The organism is Algihabitans albus (assembly GCF_003572205.1).
Lineage (GTDB): Bacteria > Pseudomonadota > Alphaproteobacteria > Kiloniellales > DSM-21159 > Algihabitans > Algihabitans albus.
This window is the reverse complement of sequence record NZ_QXNY01000007.1, coordinates 49288-67059: the sequence shown is the minus strand read 5'-3', so window position 1 is coordinate 67059 and position 17772 is coordinate 49288. Positions and strand designations below refer to the sequence as shown.

Sequence of the window (17772 nt, the reverse complement as noted above, 5' to 3'; positions counted from 1 at the left end):
GCTTCCTGGCACCCGTGGTTGCATTGAACTAGACCTACGAACAAGATGCCACGGGCGGCACAGCGCGAAGAAGGCGTGACGGTCGTCTTTTTGCCCCCTTTTCCCCTCGCTTCGGCGCTACCGGGACAAGGTTGGGGAACAGGCGGCGGCAGGGCTTGTCGGGCCAGCTCGCGGACTGCTACCCAGCGCCGCTACCCTCGGCGACCTGCCGATCATTCTCGAGGTTCGACCGGATCGTGTTTGCCCGCCTGGCGTTCTGTGCCTTTGCCCTTTTCGTCCTGCTTACGCCGCTCTCCGCTCTGGCGGAGCAGCAAGCCCGTTCCTTCGACGAAATCAGCGCATCCTGGCATGAAACCCTGGATGCGGTCCGCGAGGAGCTCAGCGGCACGCCGCCGTCACCCACGCGCACCACCGAACTGCAGAACGACCTCAATGCGCTGATCGCCGAAGCCGACGCGGCGGAGCGACGGGCGCAGAACGCGCTGACGCCGCTCGGTCAGGAACGGGAGGCGCTGGGTCCGCCCCCAGCCGAGGGAGAGCCCGAAGAGCGGCCCGAGATCACCGAGGCGCGCCAGAACATCCAGGAAAGAATTGCGGTCTTCGAGTCCCGGCTGCGTCAGGCGCAGCTAGCGGAAACGCAGGCCAACGTGCTGCTGCGGGACATCAGCCGCGCTCAGCAGGAGGAGTTGACGGCCGAGCTGCTGACGCTCTTCCCCAGCCCGCTGGAGCCGCAGACCTGGCTCGATGCCTTCGGAGAGGCGGTCACGGTGGTCGGCCACGCTCTGGCCGCGCCGCTGGAATGGTACGGCCAGGCGCCGGCGCTCACGAGCCGGCCCGGCCCCTACTTCCTGGCGTTGCTGGCCTTCCTGCTCGCCGGCGTCCTCGCCTGGCCGGTGCGGCTCTTCCTGAAGGGCCGCTTCGGCCGCGATCCGGCCATCTCCGATCCCTCCTACACCCGACGGCTTCTAGCCGTCGTGGTCGACGGCGCCGCCGACGCGCTGCTGCCCTTGCTGGCGCTGGCGGCCTTGGCCGGTGCCTTGATCGGCCAGGGGCTGCTGACCGGCCACTTTGCCGAGCTGATCGATTCGGGATTGCGCGCCCTGGCCTTCTTCCTGCTGGTCGCCGGCCTGGCACGCGCGGCGCTCTCACCGAAGCTGCCGGCCTGGCGCATCGTCCCGACCTCGCCCGACGGGGCCGTCGCCCTGGCGAACGGCATCACGGCCTTCGCGGCGGCGAACGCCCTCTTCACCTTCGGCTGGGACACCATCGGCATCACGATGTCGCCGATGCCGGAGGCTCTGGCCTCGGTCTTCCTGCTGATCGCCATCACCGTCGTGACGATCCTCCTGATGGGCCTGCTGCCATCCCGCTTCTGGCCGGAGGCGAAGGGCATCGGCAGCAGCTACTGGCCCGCCGCCCGTCTGCTGATCTGGCTGCTGCTGGCGGCCGCCCCGCTGACGGCACTTGCAGGCTATGCCTTCATGGGCGGTTTCCTGCTGTCCCGCCTGATGTTCTTCGCCTTGCTGCTGGGCGGACTGCTGCTGCTCCGCGCGATCCTGCGTGAGGGGCTGGAACAACTCCTGACACCGGAGGGCGGTTGGTTCGAGGGGGTCACGCGCTCGAGCGGTCTCAGCGAACAGGGCGCGCGGGTCCTGTTGTTCTGGGTCTCGCTGGCGATCGACGCCGCGCTGGTGCTCGGCAGCCTCTACATGCTGCTGAACCTGCTCGGCGTCCCCTCCGCTCTGCTGAATCTCTGGACCCGCGAGATCGTCACAGGCTTCGAGATCGGCGGCCTGACCATTTCGCCGCTCGATTTCGTCCTGGCGGTGATCGTCTTCCTGCTGGCCCTGGCCACCACCGGCATAGTGAAACGGCTGCTGTCCGACCGGTTGCTGCCGCAGACCCGGCTCGACATCGGCGTGCGCCACTCCATCGTCGCCGCCAGCGGTTACGTCGGCGTGATCCTGGCCCTGCTGTTGGGCGTCGCCGCCCTCGGGCTCGACCTCTCCAACATCGCGATCATCGCCGGCGCCCTCTCGGTCGGCATCGGCTTCGGCCTGCGCGAGGTGGTCAACAACTTCGTCTCCGGCCTGCTGCTGCTGATCGAACGCCCGGTCAAGGTGGGCGACTGGATCGTCACCGCCGGCCACGAGGGCATGGTCAAGCATATCTCCGTGCGCGCCACCGAGATCGAGACCTTCGACCGCGCCTCGGTGATCCTGCCGAACAGCGAGCTGGTCACCCAGCCGGTGACCAACTGGACCCACAAGAACCGCGTCGCGCGTACCACCGTGAAGGTCGGGGTCGCCTACGGCTCCGATACCCAGCTCGTCCACGACCTGCTGCTCTCCTGCGCTCAGGAACATCCCGACGTGCTGGATACGCCGGCTGCCTATGTCCTTTTCCGCAACTTCGGCGACTCGGCCCTGGAGTTCGAGCTGCGGGCCTACGTGCGCGACACCGACTACTACCTGAGGGTCGGCAGCGACCTGCACTTCGCGGTCGACCGGGTCTTTCGCGAACACAAGATCTCGATCCCCTTCCCCCAGCGCGACCTGCACATCGTCACCGCGCCGGGCCAGGCCATCGCGCCCGGGTCCGGACCCGCCGCCGCGATGGCGCCGCGCGGCGGCGAGGTCGGCCCCGAAGGGGGGTCGGACGGCGGGGGGTCGGACGGGGGCGACCGCTAAGCGAACCGCGACCGGGATCGCAGGCTCTAAAGGTCGAACGCCGCGACCAGCGGTGCGTGGAAGGAGCCGCGCTCGGCACCCGCCGACTGAGCGCAGTCATCGACCAAGTGCGCGTTCAGGCTGTCGATGCCTCGATAGCCGGCGAAGAGCGCCGGGCTGACCAGGATATGATCGACCATCAGCGCCTGGCCGGCGTGACGCAGGGAGAAGCGGCGCTCGGGCGACAGGCCGGGATCGAGGGTCACCAGGGCGCGCCCGGCACTTTCCGCCAAGCCCGTCTTGGCCGGCGGTGCCGCCAGGACCTCCAGCGCGGCGGCCTCCCCCTCCGCGTTGAAGTCGCCGCAGACGGCGATCAGGGCCTCGGGCTCGGCGTCGAAGATCCGTTCCACCAGCAGCCGCGCCTCCAGCGCCTGAGCGCTGCGCAGCAGCGACGCGTGGTAGAGGCCCTCCGCCCAGGCCGCCGTGTCGCGCCAGGTGCCCTCGCGTTTGCCGCCTGGAAAGGCGGCGGCCAGAGGTGCGCGCAGATGCAGATTGAGCAGGTGCAGCATCCGTCCGTCGGCCAGCTCCAACTCGGCGAACAGCAGCGGACGGTCGAAGTTTCGCGTCACCTGCACGCCCTCCCGTCCGATCAGCGGCAAGTCGAGCGGCGGCACGAAGGCATGGTGCAAGGACTGCCAACTCCGGATCGGCAGACGGCTCAGAATCGCCAGGTTATGGCGGTCGGCCAGGTGCGTCCCGGTGACGCCCAGCGACAGGCACCGCGCCGCTTCGGCATAGGGCGTCCCGGCGATCAGGGCCTCCAACCCCTCGGGTTGGCGCGGCCGCTTGTCGCGCGAGACGGCATTCACTTCCTGCAGGCAGACCACCTCGGCCTCCAGGGCCAGCAGCAGCGGGCGCAGGGCCGACAGCCGCGGCGCCAGCGGCGGCCCGCCGCGGTCGCCGTCGCCGAGACTCTCCAGGTTGAAGGTGGCCAGCCGAAAGCTCGTGCTCATGGGATGCGACTATGCCACTACAGGGCCGCTCCCTGGAAACCGAAGAGTAGCCTGCCTATCTGCGAAAGTAGATGGTTTCGAGCCTGAACCTATCGTTTTTCAACCGGCCCTTTCGGGGCGCGAAGAATGACCTTGGTGCACATCTGCCATCGCGATGACGAGCCGGACCTCGGCACCGTTCTCGAGAACTGCTGGCATCTGCTGCAGGTCGGGGTGAGCGACCGCAAGCACGGCTTTCATCTGCCGGTCCTGGCGACCTCCACGCCCGACGAAGGGCCGGACGCCCGCAGTGTCGTGCTGCGCGGGGTCGACCGGAGACACCACCTGCTGCGCGTCCACAGCGACGCACGCAGCGCCAAGATCCGCCAGATCGGGACGGACCCGCGCGTCAGTTTCCTGTTCTACGATGCGGCCGAGGAAACTCAGCTCCGCGTTCAGGCCCTCGCCAAGGTCCATCGGGAGGCGGACGCCGCCGCGGACGCGGCTTGGCAGGGCACCCGGCTGTTCAGCCGCCGCTGTTACATGACCCACCAGCCGCCCGGCCGCCCGACCGAGACACCGACATCGGGCCTGCCCGCCGCCCTGGCCGACCGCAGCCCGACGGAGGAAGAGAGCCTGGCCGGACGCCGAAACTTCACCGTCGTGCTCTGCCAGATCCGCCGGCTGGACTGGCTCTACCTCAGCCATCAGGGCCACCGCGCCGCCCGCTTCACCTGGGACGACGCCGGCAACCTGACCGAGACCTGGGTACAGCCCTAGCCTCGCGCCCAAGCGATCGATAGCCGGACCGTGACTGCGGCAGCGATGCGGCGCGCCGTGTCGATACCTGTGGACTCCCCGTACTGCCCAATCACCCGATTGCGGACACCCCCCCCCGCGCCGAACCTGTGCGATTGTCAGCTTTCATACAGGGTGAGACTTCCTGCAATAGTACTCTATAAAGGGTTTGCAATCGGCGACGCGGCGACTGATCTTCCGGAAGAACGTGGAACTCCATCTCTGAGACAAGCGACCCTCTCGTAACCTGCTTCACGGCGGCACAGTGAGCCGTGCGAGCCCCGATATCCCTCGGAGTGGGGCTTTGAAAACGCCGGACAGGCCGTCTCACGCCCAACCGTAGGCGTCGCTCTCCGTACCAACTCGGTGAGGCATTTAAATCGGGAACCTGGAAGAGTCCCATCTGCCTTCGACCGTGCAGCGGCCTCGGATTGGCCTTCACACCGCGATGAGCGCTCCCGCTCGTACTGCCCCCGACGGCGCCTGGACGCACCCTTTCCGCCCTCATGTTGCGCTGCAGCGAAGACCCTGTATGCTCGCCGTCCCTCCTGGATCCAAAGGAGTTTTCAGAACCAATGAACGTACAAGACATTCTTGGCGGCGAGGCCAAACCGGTCGAGACCGCCGAAGAGCTGTCTTCGATCGCCTTCAGTTTCATGGCGTCGAAAGCGCTGTTCGCAGGGCTGCACATCGAGCTTTTCACGGCCTTGGCGGACGGTGCCAAGACCGTCGAGGAACTGGCCGAGGCGACGGGCGTCCCCGTCAATCGGATCGGAATGCTGACCACGGCGCTGGTCAGCATCGGTCTCCTGATCTATGCCGACAAGACGCGCTTGCAGAACTCGCCAGCGGCCGAAAGCTTCCTTTCGCGTCAGTCGAAATACGATTTCGGCGACTATCTGCGCTACCAGATCGACCAGCAGATGTACCCTTTCCTGCTGCAGTTGAACGCCGTGATGCAGGACCAGTTGCCGGACGAGGCCATCGCGTCGTACCGCCACTGGATGGCGGACGAGGAGCAGGCCTCGGTCTATTCCGAAAGCCAGCATGCCGGCTCTCTGGGACCGGGCCGCACGCTGGCCCGGATTGTCGATCTGGCCGGCACGACATCCCTATTGGACGTCGGTGGCGGCACGGGTGCGGTGACCATCAGCCTCTGCAAGGCCTACGAGCAGCTGCACGCCACGATTATCGACTTTCCGAACGTGGCCGAGATCGGCTGGCGCTTCATCTCCGAAGCCGGGCTGGTCGACCGCGTCCGCTATATCCCCGGAAATGCGATCGAGGTGCAGTGGCCCGGCAACCAGGATGCGATCCTGATGTCCTATCTCATGAGCGGCGTGCCCGGGGGTGCGGTGGAAAGCCTACTGCGCAACGCCTTCGCCGCCCTGGCGCCGGCCGGCAAATTGATGGTGCACGACTTCATGGTCGAGGACGACCGCCGCGGCCCGGCGCTGGCCGCGCTCTGGCAGCTTCAGCATATGGCCTTTACGCCAGATGCGCGCTCGCTGTCGGTCGGCTGGCTAACCCGGATGGGTCAGGAGATCGGATTTAAGGTGAGCCAGACCTGCGAGCTTATCCCGGCCATGACCAAGCTGGTCGTCCTCCAAAAGCCTGCCTGACGCCCGGGGACAACCCAAGGCCTTGGCGACGCCTCAGGGTCCACCCAGCCAGTCCCCGCAGCCGATTCCCGAAGACCCTAACCCTCTACGCCCGCCAGCGCCGGCCGCAGATCGCGCTCGAACAGCTCCAGCAACGGCAGGATCTTCTCGCCATTGCAGCTCTGGCTCGGAAGCATCTCGCGCACCTCGGTCTCGGCCTCGACGACCAGACGCAGACGCTTCGCGCCGATCCGGTTTTCCACCGCCGCGTTGACGACGTCCATCATCGCCTGCTGCTCCGACTGGCCGAAGGTGACCTCGTAGCAGGACTCGGCGGCGGCTATGGCCTTCTGATAGCGCAGGAAGATCCCCTCGGCCTCCTGGTCGGTCAGGGCCGCGGCTGGGCCGGCCAGCGCGAAGGCCAGAGCCAGCAGCGCGGCGGCAGAGGTTGCGGCAGAGAGGATCGGCATTCGAAAAACTCCTGGTCGCTCGTCCGTCTTCGATGGCTCACTTAGAGCAGATCGGACGCCTCCTCACAAACGCCAGTCGCAGTTTCCGGAAGCGGCGCGGCCTCATCCCGAGAGGTGGGGATCTTGCCTGAACGCCCGCGCGATGTAGTCGACGAAGGCTGTCACCTTGGGCGGCGCGAAGCGGCGCGGCGGCGAGACGATATGGATCGGCAGCGCCTGCGGCTCGTAGTCCTCCAGCAGGCACAGCAGCCGCCCGCGTCGCAGATCGTCGCCGGCGAGCCAAAGCGGCATCAGTCCGACCCCCAGGCCCGCCAGCACCGCGCCCAGCATGGCAACGGAATTATCGGCCCGGACCCGGCCACGCACCCGCACGGCCGGCGCCGTGCCGTCGGGCCCTGCGTAAGGCCACTCGGAACCGGACGTCAGCCGCGTGTAGAGCACGCAGTCGTGCCGGGCCAAATCCTCGGGCCGCCCGGGCCGGCCGAAGGCCTCGACATAGGCCGGACTGGCTACCGTGACCCGCCGCGCAGACCCGACGGAGCGCGCCATCAGCCGCGAGTCCTTCAGCGCACCCAGACGGATCACCAGATCGACACCCTGCTCGACGGGATCGAGAAAAGCGTCCGACATCGCGAGATCGACGGAGAGGGCGGGAAAGCGCGAGAGAAACGCCGGCAGGCGCGGCACGAGCTGGACCTGCCCGAAGGACACGGGACAGCCGATCCGCAGCAGACCTTCGGGAGACTTCGACCCGCGCGCCGCCGCCTCGGCGGCCTCCAGGCCGTCGAGCGCCGCCTTGGCCGCCTCGTAGTAGCGCGCGCCCTCCTCCGTTACCGAGAGCGACCGGGTGGTCCGCACCAGAAGCTGGACGCCCAGATGGGCCTCGAGCGCCGCGATCTGCTTCGAGACGGTGGGCTGCGTGGTGTTCCCTTCCCGCGCGACCTCGGTGAAGCTGCCGGTGTCGACGGCGCGGAGAAAGCTCCGCATGGCGGCGATGCGGTCCATAACTCATTCCATAACCGAATGAAACATAGGCGAGCAAGCGGCGTTTTACTTCGGAGTGGCGAGGAATAATGTCTGCGCAAAGGACACAACGGAGACCTGGAAAGGATAGCCGCCTTGAGCCCCAAAGCCTCACAAGCCGCAGCTCCGACAGCAAGCCGCGCTCCGACTGCACGCCGCGCTCTGGTCGTCGGCGGATCCCTCGGCGGCCTCTTCGCCGGAGCCCTGCTGAAGCAGGCCGGCTGGACCGTCGACATCTACGAACGCTCCTCCCACGGCCTGGACAGCCGGGGCGGCGGCATTGTCTTGCAGCCCGATGTCGTCGAGGCCTTCCGTCAGGCCGGCGCGGAAGTCGAGACGATGGATCTGGGCGTGCGGTCGCGCGAGCGTAAAGTGTTCCGGCGCGACGGTTCGCTCCAGGACCGGCAGGTGGCGCCGCAGACCCAGACCTCCTGGTCGCTGATCTACACCACGATGAAGCGGGCCTTCGGCGAGGCGCACTATCGCCAAGGCAAGACCCTGGTCGGGCTGCGGCAGGACGAGGCCGGCAAAACCGTCACGGCCCGCTTCGAGGACGGCACGGAGGAGACTGGCGATCTGCTGGTCGGCGCCGACGGCAACGGCTCCACGGTGCGGCGCCTGCTCTGGCCGGAGGCGGAGCCGGCCTACGCCGGCTATCTCGCCTGGCGCGGCCTGGTGCCGGAGGACGAGATGCCGCCGGCCGCCCGCGACGGACTGCACGGCGACTTCGGCTTCGCCAACACCAAGGGGTCGCACATCCTGGGCTATCTGGTGCCGGGCGAGAACAACGATACCCGCTCCGGCCACCGCCTCTACAACTGGGTCTGGTACCGGGTGGCGGACGACGCCGCGCTGCGGGACATCATGACTGATCGGGAGGGCCGCTACCGGGGCTTCTCCCTGCCCGAGGGCCGGCTGGCCGACCGGTGGCGCGACCATGTCCACCGGGAAGCGGGCGAGCTGTTGCCCCCTGCCTTCCGCGAGGTCGTGCGGGCGACGCGGGAGCCCTTCGCCCAGGCGATCCGGGATCTGGCGGTCGAGCGGATGGTGCGGGGCCGCGTGATCCTGCTGGGCGACGCCGCTTTCATTCCGCGCCCGCACACGGCGGCCAGCACGGCGAAGGCCGCGGCCAACGCCCTGACTCTGGCCGACGCCTTGCGGCGCTGCCCGGACGACATCGACGAAGCGCTGGAGCGCTGGGAGCCCCGGCAACTCGCCCTCGGCCAGCGCCTCCGGGACCAGGGCCGCCGAAGCGGCGACCACCTCCTGTTCAACCGCTAGAGTAGGATTCACGTCTCAGGCGGAAGCGAAGCGCTTCCGCCTGAGACGATCGCGCTCTAGACGGCCGCTAAAAGGACGAGTTCGGCTGGGTCAGGAAGTCGGCTTCCTCGGCCGTGGTCTCGCGGCCCAGGGCGGCGTTGCGGTGGGGAAAGCGGCCGAAGCGCTGCACGATCTCACGATGCCGCTCGGCATAGACCAGACAGTCGGGGTCCTCATCGAGTTGGCCGAACAGCTCCACCGACAGGTTCTGGTCGGCCAGGACCTCGCTGTGCTGCAGCGGCAGGTAGAGAAACAGCCGCCGGTCCTGAGCGAGATCGCGGTCCAGGCCCGCCGTCACCGCCTGGCGCGTCAGCGCCCGCGCGCGCGGATCCAGGGCATAGGCCTCAGGACTGTCCCGGAAGAGGTTGCGCGGCGCCTGATCGAACAGCAGCACCAGAGCCAGCGCGCCCCGCGCCGTCGCCGGCCAATGGCCGAAGGCGCCGGCGCGCGCCCTTTCCAATAGAGGTCCGAGGACGCGCGCCACCTCCGTGTCGAAGTCCGGATCCTTGACGAACCACTTCGGTGCGACCGCCTCCGAGAAGCAGAAATCCAGTACCGCGTCGATCTCGTCCATGCCGCCCTGCTCTCCCGCCCGACCCGCTCGCCCAAACCGGCATCTTTCTGCTACAAGCACCGGCAATGAACAAGATCCTCACCGGCAAAGGCTCTGAAGCTCCGCGACCCGTCGCCGGCACCGCGCTGGCCTTCGGCGCCCTTGCGACTCTGGCACTGGCGCTGGCTCCGCTGGCGGCCATGGCGCAGCAGCTCCCGCTGGTCTCCCGCGAGCTGCAGTTCCACACCACGCCGGCCGAGCGCGCGCAGGAGCAACAGGGGTCCTCGACAGTCTCGATCCCGCGAGTCGATCTCAGCAATCTGCCGCGCGTGCCTCTGCCCGCCGGCGCCACGATCCTGCCGCCTCAGATCGACTCCACGACGGGGCTCTATCGCGATCCGGCCGGAGAGCGCGGCCCGGGCGGCGCGCGCGGGATCGTCCTGCCGGACGCCCCCGCGCAGCAGCCGGAGGAGAGCTTGCCGCGCCTGGTGGCGGGACAGGTCTATATCCCGCCCTGGTTCGACGACATCCGCAACGTGCGCGGCGGCCGCGGCCCCGTCGAGGTGCCGCGCGACGAGGGCGTGCGCCCCGGGGACCTGATGCTTACGCCCCCCGCGGCACCGGGGGAAGCCTTGCCGGAGGAGGCGCCGACCGCGCCGCAGCGAAGCGCTGCGCCGCAGAACCGGTTTGCCCCAAATCCACTCGGCACAAGTCCACTCGGCCCGACCGCGCAACAGGACCTGACGCAAGGCGAGCGGCCGGGCGAGCAACCGGCGGCCGGCCTGCCAACGCCGCAAGCCGTTCCGACACAAGCTCGTGTCGTCCCGGCTTCGCCCCAGGTCGTTCCGCCCGCACCCGCGCAGCCGGCGACTCTCAACCGGGTGGTACCCAGCCAGGGGCAAGCGGAACCGGCCAGCCCGATCCCCTTGGTCAGCCGCAAGCTGAACTTCCAATACTGATCGCCGCAGGCGCGGCGCCGCATCGAACGCTATTCGAACAGCAAGCTGACACCCTCGTAGGAGCTGCCGGCGGCCGCTGCCAGGGTGGAGAAGAACCTGCGTCCCAAGCGCTCGGCGACCGCCTGCCCCTCGCGCGACGCCTCCATGGTCAGCAGGCTGTCGAGGTAGGATTCGGACAGGGCGATCACCGCGACGTAGCGATCCGGCGAGCTGCAGGCATGAAAGCCCCTTACGATATCCAGCCCGCCGACAAGCGTGGCATCCAACGTGCCCGATCCGACACGGGCTCGGCAATCGTCGGCGAAGGCCTCCGCCAGCAATCGGAACGTTAAGGTGGCGTCCGGTTCCCGCATGTCTGTCGGAAATTCGAGGTAGGTTCCAGGAATGCCCTCCACCACGAAATCGAGGTAGGCGTCGTTGGCTCCCGGCCGATGGACGCGGGCCGAACCGCCCCCGCTGGCAGCAACCAGAAACTCCTTCAACTTCTGCGGCGTCAGCGCGAAATCGCGGTAAGTCCAGTCGTCCGGGTCCAACGGCGCTTCAGGGGCTCCCGGGGCAACCGGACCGAAGGGGTTCGCCGTACCTTCGCCGGGCCCTTCCCCCGGACCGCCGAAGGGGTTCAAGCTGCCGGCATAGAGCCTTCGCTCCACACAGCGCTCCAGCAGACTCAGCGCCTTCATCGTGCCCTCGAGCTTGAAGCCGAAGCTCTCGTGGCGCGCATCCATGCCCAGAAAGCGACCTTGCTTCAAACTGCGCAGCGCGTCGGCATCGTCGCCGATCGGGATCGTCAACTCGGCCTCGCCGGTGACGAGACCTGGCAGCTGCCGTTGCCAGGACTGATCGACGCGGAGAGTCAGCTGGTACTGCTCGCCCAAGGGCAGTCGCCAACCCGGTTTGCCCAACATCAGGTAAAGACCCGCGTCGTCCATTAGGAAAACGAGCGTGATGTCGCTGTTGTAGGTCGCGCCGAGACTGCAGTGGCTGAACCGGCCGTCGTCCTCCGCATAGGCGCCGCCGACCCAGCCGGCGACCTCGAAACTCTCGAGCTTTTCCGCCTTCGCCACACGCGGCCCCAGGGCCAGCAGCAAGGCAACGGTCAGCGCTATGGCGGCGGCGAGTCGAAGGCTCAACATGTCCGTGGCTCCTGCCCGGTTGCTGGATGCGAAGCCATAGTCTGAACGCCCGCCCGCAGGGCCGGCCTTGACCTATCTCATGCTAAACGTGCAAAGCCCGGCAGTCGGCAGCCTGGAATTGTCGAATTCTACGACAGATCCATCCCCGGAACGCCGCCTTCGCCAATCGCCGCACGACAGTGCTCGGCGAAGGCGGCGGAGAGCCGCGAGGGTTGCAGGCTCTCGGCCCGAGCCAGGCCGAAGCGGAGCGGCGGAGGGTCGCCGGCCAAGGGCAGCCGCACCAGCGGCCGGCCGTCCAGCGCCGCGCCGGCGCGGGGCCGCGCGTTGGCGATGCTGTAGCCGAAGCCGTTGGCGACCAGGCCGCGCACCACCTCCTGCTGGGCCGAGCGTTGGGCGATCTGCGGCTCCAAACCTTCGCGCAGGAAGAGGGAAAGGAAGTACTCCCGGCTGAGCGGCAGGTCGAGCAGCACCAGTTTCTCCTCGGCCAGCTCCGCCAGGCTCAGCTCGGACCGTCCCGCCAGGGGATGCGCCGCCGGCAGGAGGACATGCGGCGGTAGCTCCGCCAAAGGCGTGAAGATCAGGTCCTCGGGCATCTGCAAGTCGTAGGTCAGGGCCAGGTCCAGTTCGACCCGCCGCAACGCCGCGACCAGGCGCTCCTGATCCGCCTCGAACAGCGCGATCTCCGCCCCGGGCACGCGCGCCGCGAAGCCCTGCATCAGTTCCGGCAGGATCATCGGCGCCAGTGTGACGAAGCAGCCGAGGGCCAGGCGGCCGCCCAGCTGCTCGTTGAGTTCGGCGGCGACGGCATGCAGCCCCTCGGCCCGCTCCAGCAGCAGCCGCGCCTCGTGCAGCAGGCGGCGGCCCGCCGGCGTCAGCGACAGCCCTTGGGCGTGGTGGCGCACGAAGAGCTGCAGACCCAGCTCGCGCTCGAGATGGGCGATGGCCGCCGAGATGGAGGGCTGGGAGATGGCGATGGCCTCAGCCGCACCCCGGATGCTGCCGGCCTCGCCGGCGGCGACGAAGTACTCCAACTGGCGGAAGGTGAAGCGCATGGCGCGGGCGGCGCTCAGCCCTCGCCCGGCACGCCGTAGCCGGGCGCGGCGGACGGGTCGAGCGCGCGCGTCACGTAGTCGTCAAGCTGCGGTGCGTAGCGCCGCCAGAGCGCGGCCAGAGCGGCGATGGGCTCCTCGTCCCGCCAGTCGATTCGCAGATCGGCGACCGGCCAGGGCACGTCGCGCACCAGCAGCAGGCCGGCGGAGTGGACCGGCCCCGCTTCCCCGCCCGCCACCAATCCGGCCTGCAGCGCGGCGATCAGCCGGTCGCCCAGCGGGTCGCGCGCGGCCGTGGCGAAGGCCTGGAGCATCGCCTCGGGAACCTCGGGATTGGCCAGCAGGTTGCCGGCGCAAACGGCCCCCGCGCCTTCCGCCACCGCATGGACACCCAGGGTCTGGAGGCCGGACCAATGGGCCGTGCCACCCTTGGCATCCACCAGCGTGAGCTGGCGATGCTCGATCCCGGGGCTAGAGTCCAGCAGCGCGTCGCAGGCTTGACGCGCCGAGGCGCCGAGCGCCATCAATTCGAGCCCGCGCGGACCGAGGCGCGGGTCGGTGACGTTCTGGCTGGCGACGGCTCCGACACCGGCACGGGCATGGGCGCAGCGCGCCGCGACGGCGGGCGAGGAGGACGTGACGGCCAGGCCGAACTGGCCGGTCGCCGGACAGCGCGCGGCGATCGAGAAGGTCACGGCCCAACTGCCCTGTCGCCATCATCGCTTCCGTCCGGAATCACGGCGGTGACGTCGATCTCGACCAGCCACTCGGGCCGCGCCAGGGCCTGGACCACCAGACCGGTGGAGACGGGATAGACGCCGCGCAGCCAACTGCCGACGACCTGGTAGACCGGCTCGCGGTAGCGCGGGTCGGTCAGATAGATGACGATCTTGCAGACATGGCTCAGGTCGCTGCCGGCCTCGCGCAGAAGCTGCGCGATGTTGGCCATGGCCTGTTCCGCCTGCCCGGCCGGATCGCCGACCGCGACCGAGGCGCTGTCCTCCAGGCCCTGGCCGACCTGGCCGCGCAGGTAGAGCGTCGTGCCGCGCGCCGCCACCACCTGGCTGAGATCGTTGTCGAGCTTCTGATCCGGGTAGGTATCGCGGGTGTTGAAGGGCCGCAGGCGGCGGTGGGCCGGGGCCGTCTGCCCGCCCTCGAGCCGGGCCGGCGTGCCGTAGGCGCGGTCGGTGTAGAGCAGCGGCCGGCCTGGCGCTTCGCCCGCCGCCTCGCCGGGTTCCGGCGCGACGGCCTGGACCGCGCCGAAAAAGACGTGATGGGTGCCGACCGCCTGCTCCTGTAACAGGCGGCAGTCGAAGGCGACCAGCCGGTCCTCGGCCAGCGGCGCTCCGGTCGCGAGCGTGGTCCAGAGCGCGCAGGAGAACTTGTCGCCGTCGACCGTCTTGATCCGCCCCGCGAAGACGTCGGAAACGCCCGACTGCGCGTCCCGCAGCAGGTTGACGCAGAAGACGCCGTTGGCGCGGATCGCCGCGGCGGCCGGGCTGTCGCGATGGACGCAGACCAGCAGCACCGGCTGCGGCCCGTCGGCCGAGACCGACGACATGGCGGAGACCGTCACGCCGGCGCGGCCAGCCGGTCCGTCGGTGGTCACCACGCTGACCGTGGTGGCAACCCGGCTCATGCCCTCCAGGAAACGGAGGCGCAGGTCCGGATCGTTCGTCTCGTTCTGTTCGGCCAGGCCCATGCCCTCTTACCTGCTCATCCCATGACTCTATTCGGCGGCGTTCTGCCTGCCGGGGTCTTTCTTGGCACCCAGAACACGGTCGGACAAGCCGGCGGCGTCCTTGGCGAAGGCCAGCGGGCCGTCCCAGTCGAAGCTGCGGTAGACCGCCGCCAGGTGATTGAAGGGCGGCGACTGGGCGAAGAGCTGGAAGGTCAGCCGATGCCCGGCGTAGTCGGAATTCAGCAGGTCGCGGGCGAAGGCCAGCAGCTTGCGCCGATCGTCGGCGATCCAGTTTTCGTTGACCGTGTAGAACTTTTCCAGCCAGGGCTTGGTCGCAGGATTGTCGAAGTCGGCCTTGTTCGGCGTCACGCAGACCTGCCCGCCGCAGAGTTCGCGAGCGATGTGCATCATCTCGTGCAACTGCGAACAGGCCAGCACCCGGCCGCTGTAGAGCAGCGACTGGTTGGGCATCAGCAGGCCGGCGGGGCTCGGCTCGGCCAGGGCGATGGCCGCCGTCAGGTGGGCGTTGATGCCCTCCCGATAGACCGCGAGCTGGGACAGCTTCTCCTGCACCGCCTGCTGTTTGTCCAGGCCGGTCTGGCGCGCGTTGAACAGTGCCGCCCCGATCATCAGGTCGGCCAGGCGCAGGTTGCGTTGCACGAAGGCGAAGGCCGAATAGCGGTGCAGGGTGGCGCGGATGAAGGTCGCCGCCTTGGTGTGGCGGTAGAACAGCACGTTCTCCCAGGGGATCAGCACGTCGTCGAAGACCACCAGCGTGTCCACCTCGTCGAAGCGGTTGGCCAGGGGATAGTCGTCGGGCGAGGCGCGGCCGGCGAAGCCCTCGCGGCAGATGAACTTCAGGCCGGGCGAGCCCAGGTCGCAGACGAAGCCGACGGCGTAGTCGGACAGGGCCGCGTCGCCCCAGTTGGCGATGGTCGGTTTGGTGAAGGCCTGGTTGGCGTAGGCCGCCGCCGTCTCGTACTTGGCGCCGCGCACCACGATCCCCGCGTCGCTTTCCCGCACCACATGCAGCAGCATGTCCGGGTCCTGGTCCTGCGGTCGCTTCGAGCGGTCGCCCTTGGGATCGGTGTTGGCGGAGACGTGGAAGGGATCGCCCGTGATCACCTGCTCCACGTGCCGGCGAATGTTGGCCGAGAACTGCGGATCGACCTCGTTCAGCACCTCCTGGCCGTCGTAGAGGCTCCAGACCTCGCCCACCGTCTCGTCGCCGACGCGGGTGACGATGCCGCCCACCGTTTCCAGCACGCTATCGGTGGCCCGGCGCTTGTCCCACCAGTCCTGCTGGGTGACGGGAAGCTTGTTGCCGATGGCATGGCGTTCGCCTCCGGCCTCTTCCGCATAGGTCATGACCTCGCGCGTCTCGGGCGCATGGGCCATGTCGTAGATGCGCGCGCGGATCTCGACCAGCGGCTTGAACATGGGATGGCTGGGCACGTCGCGCACCCGCTCACCGCCGATATAGACCTCGCGGCCGTCGCGGATCGACTCGATGTACTGCTCGCCGGTGCGGATCATGACGGGTCTCCCGGAGGCCGGAGGCGGCGGGTGTGCCATAGGATGGGGTGCTCCCAGTGTGACTCCGGCAGCATCTTCGGCAAAATATCTCTTTTGATCATCTTGGATCGGAAAATCCGAAGACTGTGGGCCGCAAGTCCTGAGCGAGGGCTGCCTTTCACGAAGCGTGGACGGCATCGGGATGTCGTTCACGGCCTTTTCCACCGCTTTTGCGCAAGGGAGCTTGCGGGGAACCGGCGGCGGCGTGGTACCGGGACCCGCATGCAAGTCCGCCACCAAACAGATCGCCCCCTGTCCGACCCCCGCTCCGCTCGCGGGACCGAGACCGCCCTCGCCATCGACGCCCAGGGTCTCGGCAAGCGCTTCGGCACGCTGCAGGCGCTTCGGGATTTTTCGCTGGTTTTGCGGCCGGGCGAGGCACTGGGGCTGATCGGAACCAACGGCGCCGGCAAGTCGACGGTCCTGAAGCTGCTGCAGGGGCTGCGCAGCCCGGACAGCGGCGGCGGCCGGATCTTCGGGCATCCTCTGGGCAGCCATGCGGCCAAGCAGCTTGTGGGGATCACGCCGCAAAACGCCGATTTTCCCGAGCAGATCACCCCGCGCGAGCTGCTGGGCTATGCGGCCGGGCATTTCACCCGACCGAAGCCGATGGCGGAGCTGATCGCGGCCTTCGGCCTGGACCGCTTGATCGACCGCCGCATGGGCGGCTTTTCGGGCGGCGAGAAGCGCCGCGTGGCGCTGGCGCTCGCCTTCGTTGGCAACCCGTCGCTGGTGTTTCTGGACGAACCGACCTCCGGCCTCGACACGGTTGGGCAGGACCTCTTCCGGGCCTACGCGCGGGCCTATGCGGACGCCGGCGGCAGCCTCCTGCTCACCTCCCACCACTGGGACGAGATCGAACAGGTCTGCGACCGGATCGTGATGATCGACCGGGGCCGGCAGATCCTGGAAGGCACGCTGCGGGACATCCGCCGCCGGGCCGGGCGCTGCCGGGTCAGCTTCGCGCTGGCCGAGGACGCCGGGCGGCCGGCCTGGCTGACGCGCGATTTCCTGCTGGAAGCCGGTCGCTGGCAGAAGGTTACCGCCGACAGCGACGCCCTGGTCCGCTTCGTTCTGCGGGAGCTGCCCGATCTCCGCGCCCTGCAGGTGACGCCCCTGGACCTGAAGGACACCATCGCCGAACTGCGCGAGGAGGCGACCGCATGACCCCGCTGTTTCGCGTCAACCTGATCCTGACCTTCCGGAGCCTGATCCGGCTGCCCGGTTTCTGGGTGCCGACGATCCTCTTCCCCGCCATGCTCTACGCCTTCTTCGGCGCCCACAACGCCGGCGAGGGGCCGCAGGCCGTCTACGCGGCGGCCTCTTTCGCGGTCTACGCCGTGCTGGGCGTGGCCTTCTTCCAGTTCGGCGTCAGCATCGCCGAGGACCGGCAGAGCGCCTTCGCCGTCTGGCAGCGCAGCCTGCCGGGCGGGCCGGCGCCGCTCTGGGCGGCCAGGCTCTGCGCCGCCCTGGTCTTTTCCACGGCGGCGGTCCTGCTGGTCCTGGCGACGGCCTACGTCGTGGCCGGCCTCAGCCTCGATCCGGAGCTGCAGCTCCGTCTGCTCGGAGTCTGCCTGCTGCTGGCCGTGCCGGCGACCTTCATGGGCACCGCCTTGGGGTATCTCACATCGGGCCATTCGGCGGTGGCCATCGCCAATCTCGTGTTCCTGCCTCAGGCCTATCTCGGCGGGCTCTGGGTGCCGCCGCAGTCCCTGCCGGCGCAGATCGAGACCCTCTCGCACTGGACGCCCACCCGCCACATGGGCGAGGTGGCCTGGGCCGTGGTCGGCGCCCGCCCGATTCCGACCGACAGCCTGCTCGCGCTCGCGGCCTTCACCGCCGGCTTCATCGCCCTGACCTGGATCGCCTACCGCCGCGACCGGCGCGCACGCTTTTCCTGACGGTTCCGCCGTCCGCCGCTCATCGTCACAGCCTGCTCTTCGCTCCCT

General features: G+C 68.7%; 16 protein-coding genes. 7 read left to right on the top strand and 9 right to left on the bottom strand.

The annotated features are described in order from the left end of the window. Window positions 1-236: 236 nt before the first annotated feature. Window positions 237-2690: a DUF3772 domain-containing protein gene (locus DBZ32_RS19575; protein WP_162906862.1), complete on the top strand. Its 2454-nt coding sequence runs from the start codon at window positions 237-239 to the stop codon at window positions 2688-2690. 26 nt (window positions 2691-2716) lie between these two features. Here DBZ32_RS19575 and DBZ32_RS19570 read toward each other — a convergent pair whose 3' ends face one another. Then, a complete protein-coding gene (locus tag DBZ32_RS19570; protein ID WP_119168951.1) occupies window positions 2717-3682 on the bottom strand; it encodes an endonuclease/exonuclease/phosphatase family protein in 966 nt (321 codons plus the stop codon). Window positions 3683-3808: 126 nt separating this feature from the next. Here DBZ32_RS19570 and DBZ32_RS19565 point away from each other — a divergent pair, with 126 nt between their 5' ends. Both DBZ32_RS19565 and DBZ32_RS19560 read left to right on the top strand, forming a co-directional pair. Further along, window positions 3809-4441: a pyridoxamine 5'-phosphate oxidase family protein gene (locus DBZ32_RS19565; RefSeq protein ID WP_119168950.1), complete on the top strand. Its 633-nt coding sequence runs from the start codon at window positions 3809-3811 to the stop codon at window positions 4439-4441. A 593-nt stretch (window positions 4442-5034) separates the two neighbouring features. Further along, window positions 5035-6081: a methyltransferase gene (locus DBZ32_RS19560; RefSeq protein ID WP_119168949.1), complete on the top strand. Its 1047-nt coding sequence runs from the start codon at window positions 5035-5037 to the stop codon at window positions 6079-6081. A gap of 77 nt (window positions 6082-6158) precedes the next feature. On the opposite strand, the gene DBZ32_RS19555 is transcribed toward DBZ32_RS19560, so the two are convergent. Both DBZ32_RS19555 and DBZ32_RS19550 read right to left on the bottom strand, forming a co-directional pair. After that, window positions 6159-6530, bottom strand: a complete 372-nt coding sequence (locus tag DBZ32_RS19555; RefSeq protein ID WP_119168948.1) for a hypothetical protein — start codon at window positions 6528-6530, stop codon at window positions 6159-6161. A 102-nt stretch (window positions 6531-6632) separates the two neighbouring features. After that, complete coding sequence (locus DBZ32_RS19550; RefSeq protein WP_119168947.1) at window positions 6633-7535, bottom strand: LysR family transcriptional regulator; 903 nt, start codon at window positions 7533-7535, stop codon at window positions 6633-6635. Window positions 7536-7649: 114 nt separating this feature from the next. On the opposite strand from DBZ32_RS19550, the gene DBZ32_RS19545 reads away from it, so the two are divergent. Beyond that, on the top strand, window positions 7650-8834 hold the full coding sequence (locus DBZ32_RS19545) for an FAD binding domain-containing protein (RefSeq protein ID WP_119168946.1): 1185 nt from the start codon (window positions 7650-7652) through the stop codon (window positions 8832-8834). A 67-nt stretch (window positions 8835-8901) separates the two neighbouring features. Here the strand turns inward: DBZ32_RS19545 and DBZ32_RS19540 are convergent, their stop codons facing one another. Then, window positions 8902-9447, bottom strand: coding sequence for a DUF924 family protein (locus DBZ32_RS19540; RefSeq protein WP_119168945.1), 546 nt, complete (start codon window positions 9445-9447; stop codon window positions 8902-8904). Between the two features lie 65 nt (window positions 9448-9512). Between DBZ32_RS19540 and DBZ32_RS19535 the strand changes: the two genes are divergently transcribed. Beyond that, entirely contained in the window at window positions 9513-10385 is an 873-nt protein-coding gene (locus tag DBZ32_RS19535; protein WP_119168944.1) for a hypothetical protein, read from the top strand. A 29-nt stretch (window positions 10386-10414) separates the two neighbouring features. On the opposite strand, the gene DBZ32_RS19530 is transcribed toward DBZ32_RS19535, so the two are convergent. From DBZ32_RS19530 to DBZ32_RS19505, 5 genes are all read right to left on the bottom strand, one after another. Further along, entirely contained in the window at window positions 10415-11518 is a 1104-nt protein-coding gene (locus DBZ32_RS19530; RefSeq protein WP_119168943.1) for a hypothetical protein, read from the bottom strand. Between the two features lie 128 nt (window positions 11519-11646). Beyond that, window positions 11647-12570 (bottom strand): LysR family transcriptional regulator, encoded by a 924-nt coding sequence (locus DBZ32_RS19525; RefSeq protein ID WP_119168942.1) that lies wholly within the window; start codon window positions 12568-12570, stop codon window positions 11647-11649. A gap of 14 nt (window positions 12571-12584) precedes the next feature. Then, the gene (locus DBZ32_RS19520; protein WP_119168941.1) at window positions 12585-13262 is read right to left on the bottom strand and encodes a DUF1028 domain-containing protein; all 678 of its coding nucleotides are present in this window, start codon (window positions 13260-13262) and stop codon (window positions 12585-12587) included. Next, window positions 13259-14269 carry a flavin reductase gene (locus DBZ32_RS22940; protein WP_208539330.1) on the bottom strand — a complete coding sequence of 337 codons (1011 nt, stop codon included), beginning with the start codon at window positions 14267-14269 and terminating at the stop codon, window positions 13259-13261. The genes DBZ32_RS19520 and DBZ32_RS22940 overlap by 4 nt, the downstream gene beginning before the upstream one ends. A 27-nt stretch (window positions 14270-14296) precedes the next feature. After that, window positions 14297-15784, bottom strand: coding sequence for a 4-hydroxyphenylacetate 3-hydroxylase family protein (locus tag DBZ32_RS19505; RefSeq protein WP_119168940.1), 1488 nt, complete (start codon window positions 15782-15784; stop codon window positions 14297-14299). Between the two features lie 261 nt (window positions 15785-16045). On the opposite strand from DBZ32_RS19505, the gene DBZ32_RS19500 reads away from it, so the two are divergent. Both DBZ32_RS19500 and DBZ32_RS19495 read left to right on the top strand, forming a co-directional pair. After that, window positions 16046-16990 (top strand): ABC transporter ATP-binding protein, encoded by a 945-nt coding sequence (locus DBZ32_RS19500; protein ID WP_119168939.1) that lies wholly within the window; start codon window positions 16046-16048, stop codon window positions 16988-16990. Then, on the top strand, window positions 16987-17724 hold the full coding sequence (locus DBZ32_RS19495) for an ABC transporter permease (protein ID WP_119168938.1): 738 nt from the start codon (window positions 16987-16989) through the stop codon (window positions 17722-17724). The genes DBZ32_RS19500 and DBZ32_RS19495 overlap by 4 nt, the downstream gene beginning before the upstream one ends. Window positions 17725-17772 lie beyond the last annotated feature (48 nt).

Bases quoted from the DNA above. Each gene is read 5' to 3' on its own strand.
- DBZ32_RS19555 (WP_119168948.1), bottom strand. From the start codon at position 6,530: ATGCCGATCCTCTCTGCCGCAACCTCTGCCGCCGCGCTGCTGGCTCTG.
- DBZ32_RS19495 (WP_119168938.1), top strand. From the start codon at position 16,987: ATGACCCCGCTGTTTCGCGTCAACCTGATCCTGACCTTCCGGAGCCTG.
- DBZ32_RS19560 (WP_119168949.1), top strand. From the start codon at position 5,035: ATGAACGTACAAGACATTCTTGGCGGCGAGGCCAAACCGGTCGAGACC.
- DBZ32_RS19525 (WP_119168942.1), bottom strand. From the start codon at position 12,570: ATGCGCTTCACCTTCCGCCAGTTGGAGTACTTCGTCGCCGCCGGCGAG.
- DBZ32_RS19505 (WP_119168940.1), bottom strand. From the start codon at position 15,784: ATGATCCGCACCGGCGAGCAGTACATCGAGTCGATCCGCGACGGCCGC.
- DBZ32_RS19500 (WP_119168939.1), top strand. From the start codon at position 16,046: ATGCAAGTCCGCCACCAAACAGATCGCCCCCTGTCCGACCCCCGCTCC.
- DBZ32_RS19540 (WP_119168945.1), bottom strand. From the start codon at position 9,447: ATGGACGAGATCGACGCGGTACTGGATTTCTGCTTCTCGGAGGCGGTC.
- DBZ32_RS19570 (WP_119168951.1), bottom strand. From the start codon at position 3,682: ATGAGCACGAGCTTTCGGCTGGCCACCTTCAACCTGGAGAGTCTCGGC.
- DBZ32_RS19530 (WP_119168943.1), bottom strand. From the start codon at position 11,518: ATGTTGAGCCTTCGACTCGCCGCCGCCATAGCGCTGACCGTTGCCTTG.
- DBZ32_RS19550 (WP_119168947.1), bottom strand. From the start codon at position 7,535: ATGGACCGCATCGCCGCCATGCGGAGCTTTCTCCGCGCCGTCGACACC.
- DBZ32_RS19565 (WP_119168950.1), top strand. From the start codon at position 3,809: ATGACCTTGGTGCACATCTGCCATCGCGATGACGAGCCGGACCTCGGC.
- DBZ32_RS22940 (WP_208539330.1), bottom strand. From the start codon at position 14,269: ATGGGCCTGGCCGAACAGAACGAGACGAACGATCCGGACCTGCGCCTC.
- DBZ32_RS19535 (WP_119168944.1), top strand. From the start codon at position 9,513: ATGAACAAGATCCTCACCGGCAAAGGCTCTGAAGCTCCGCGACCCGTC.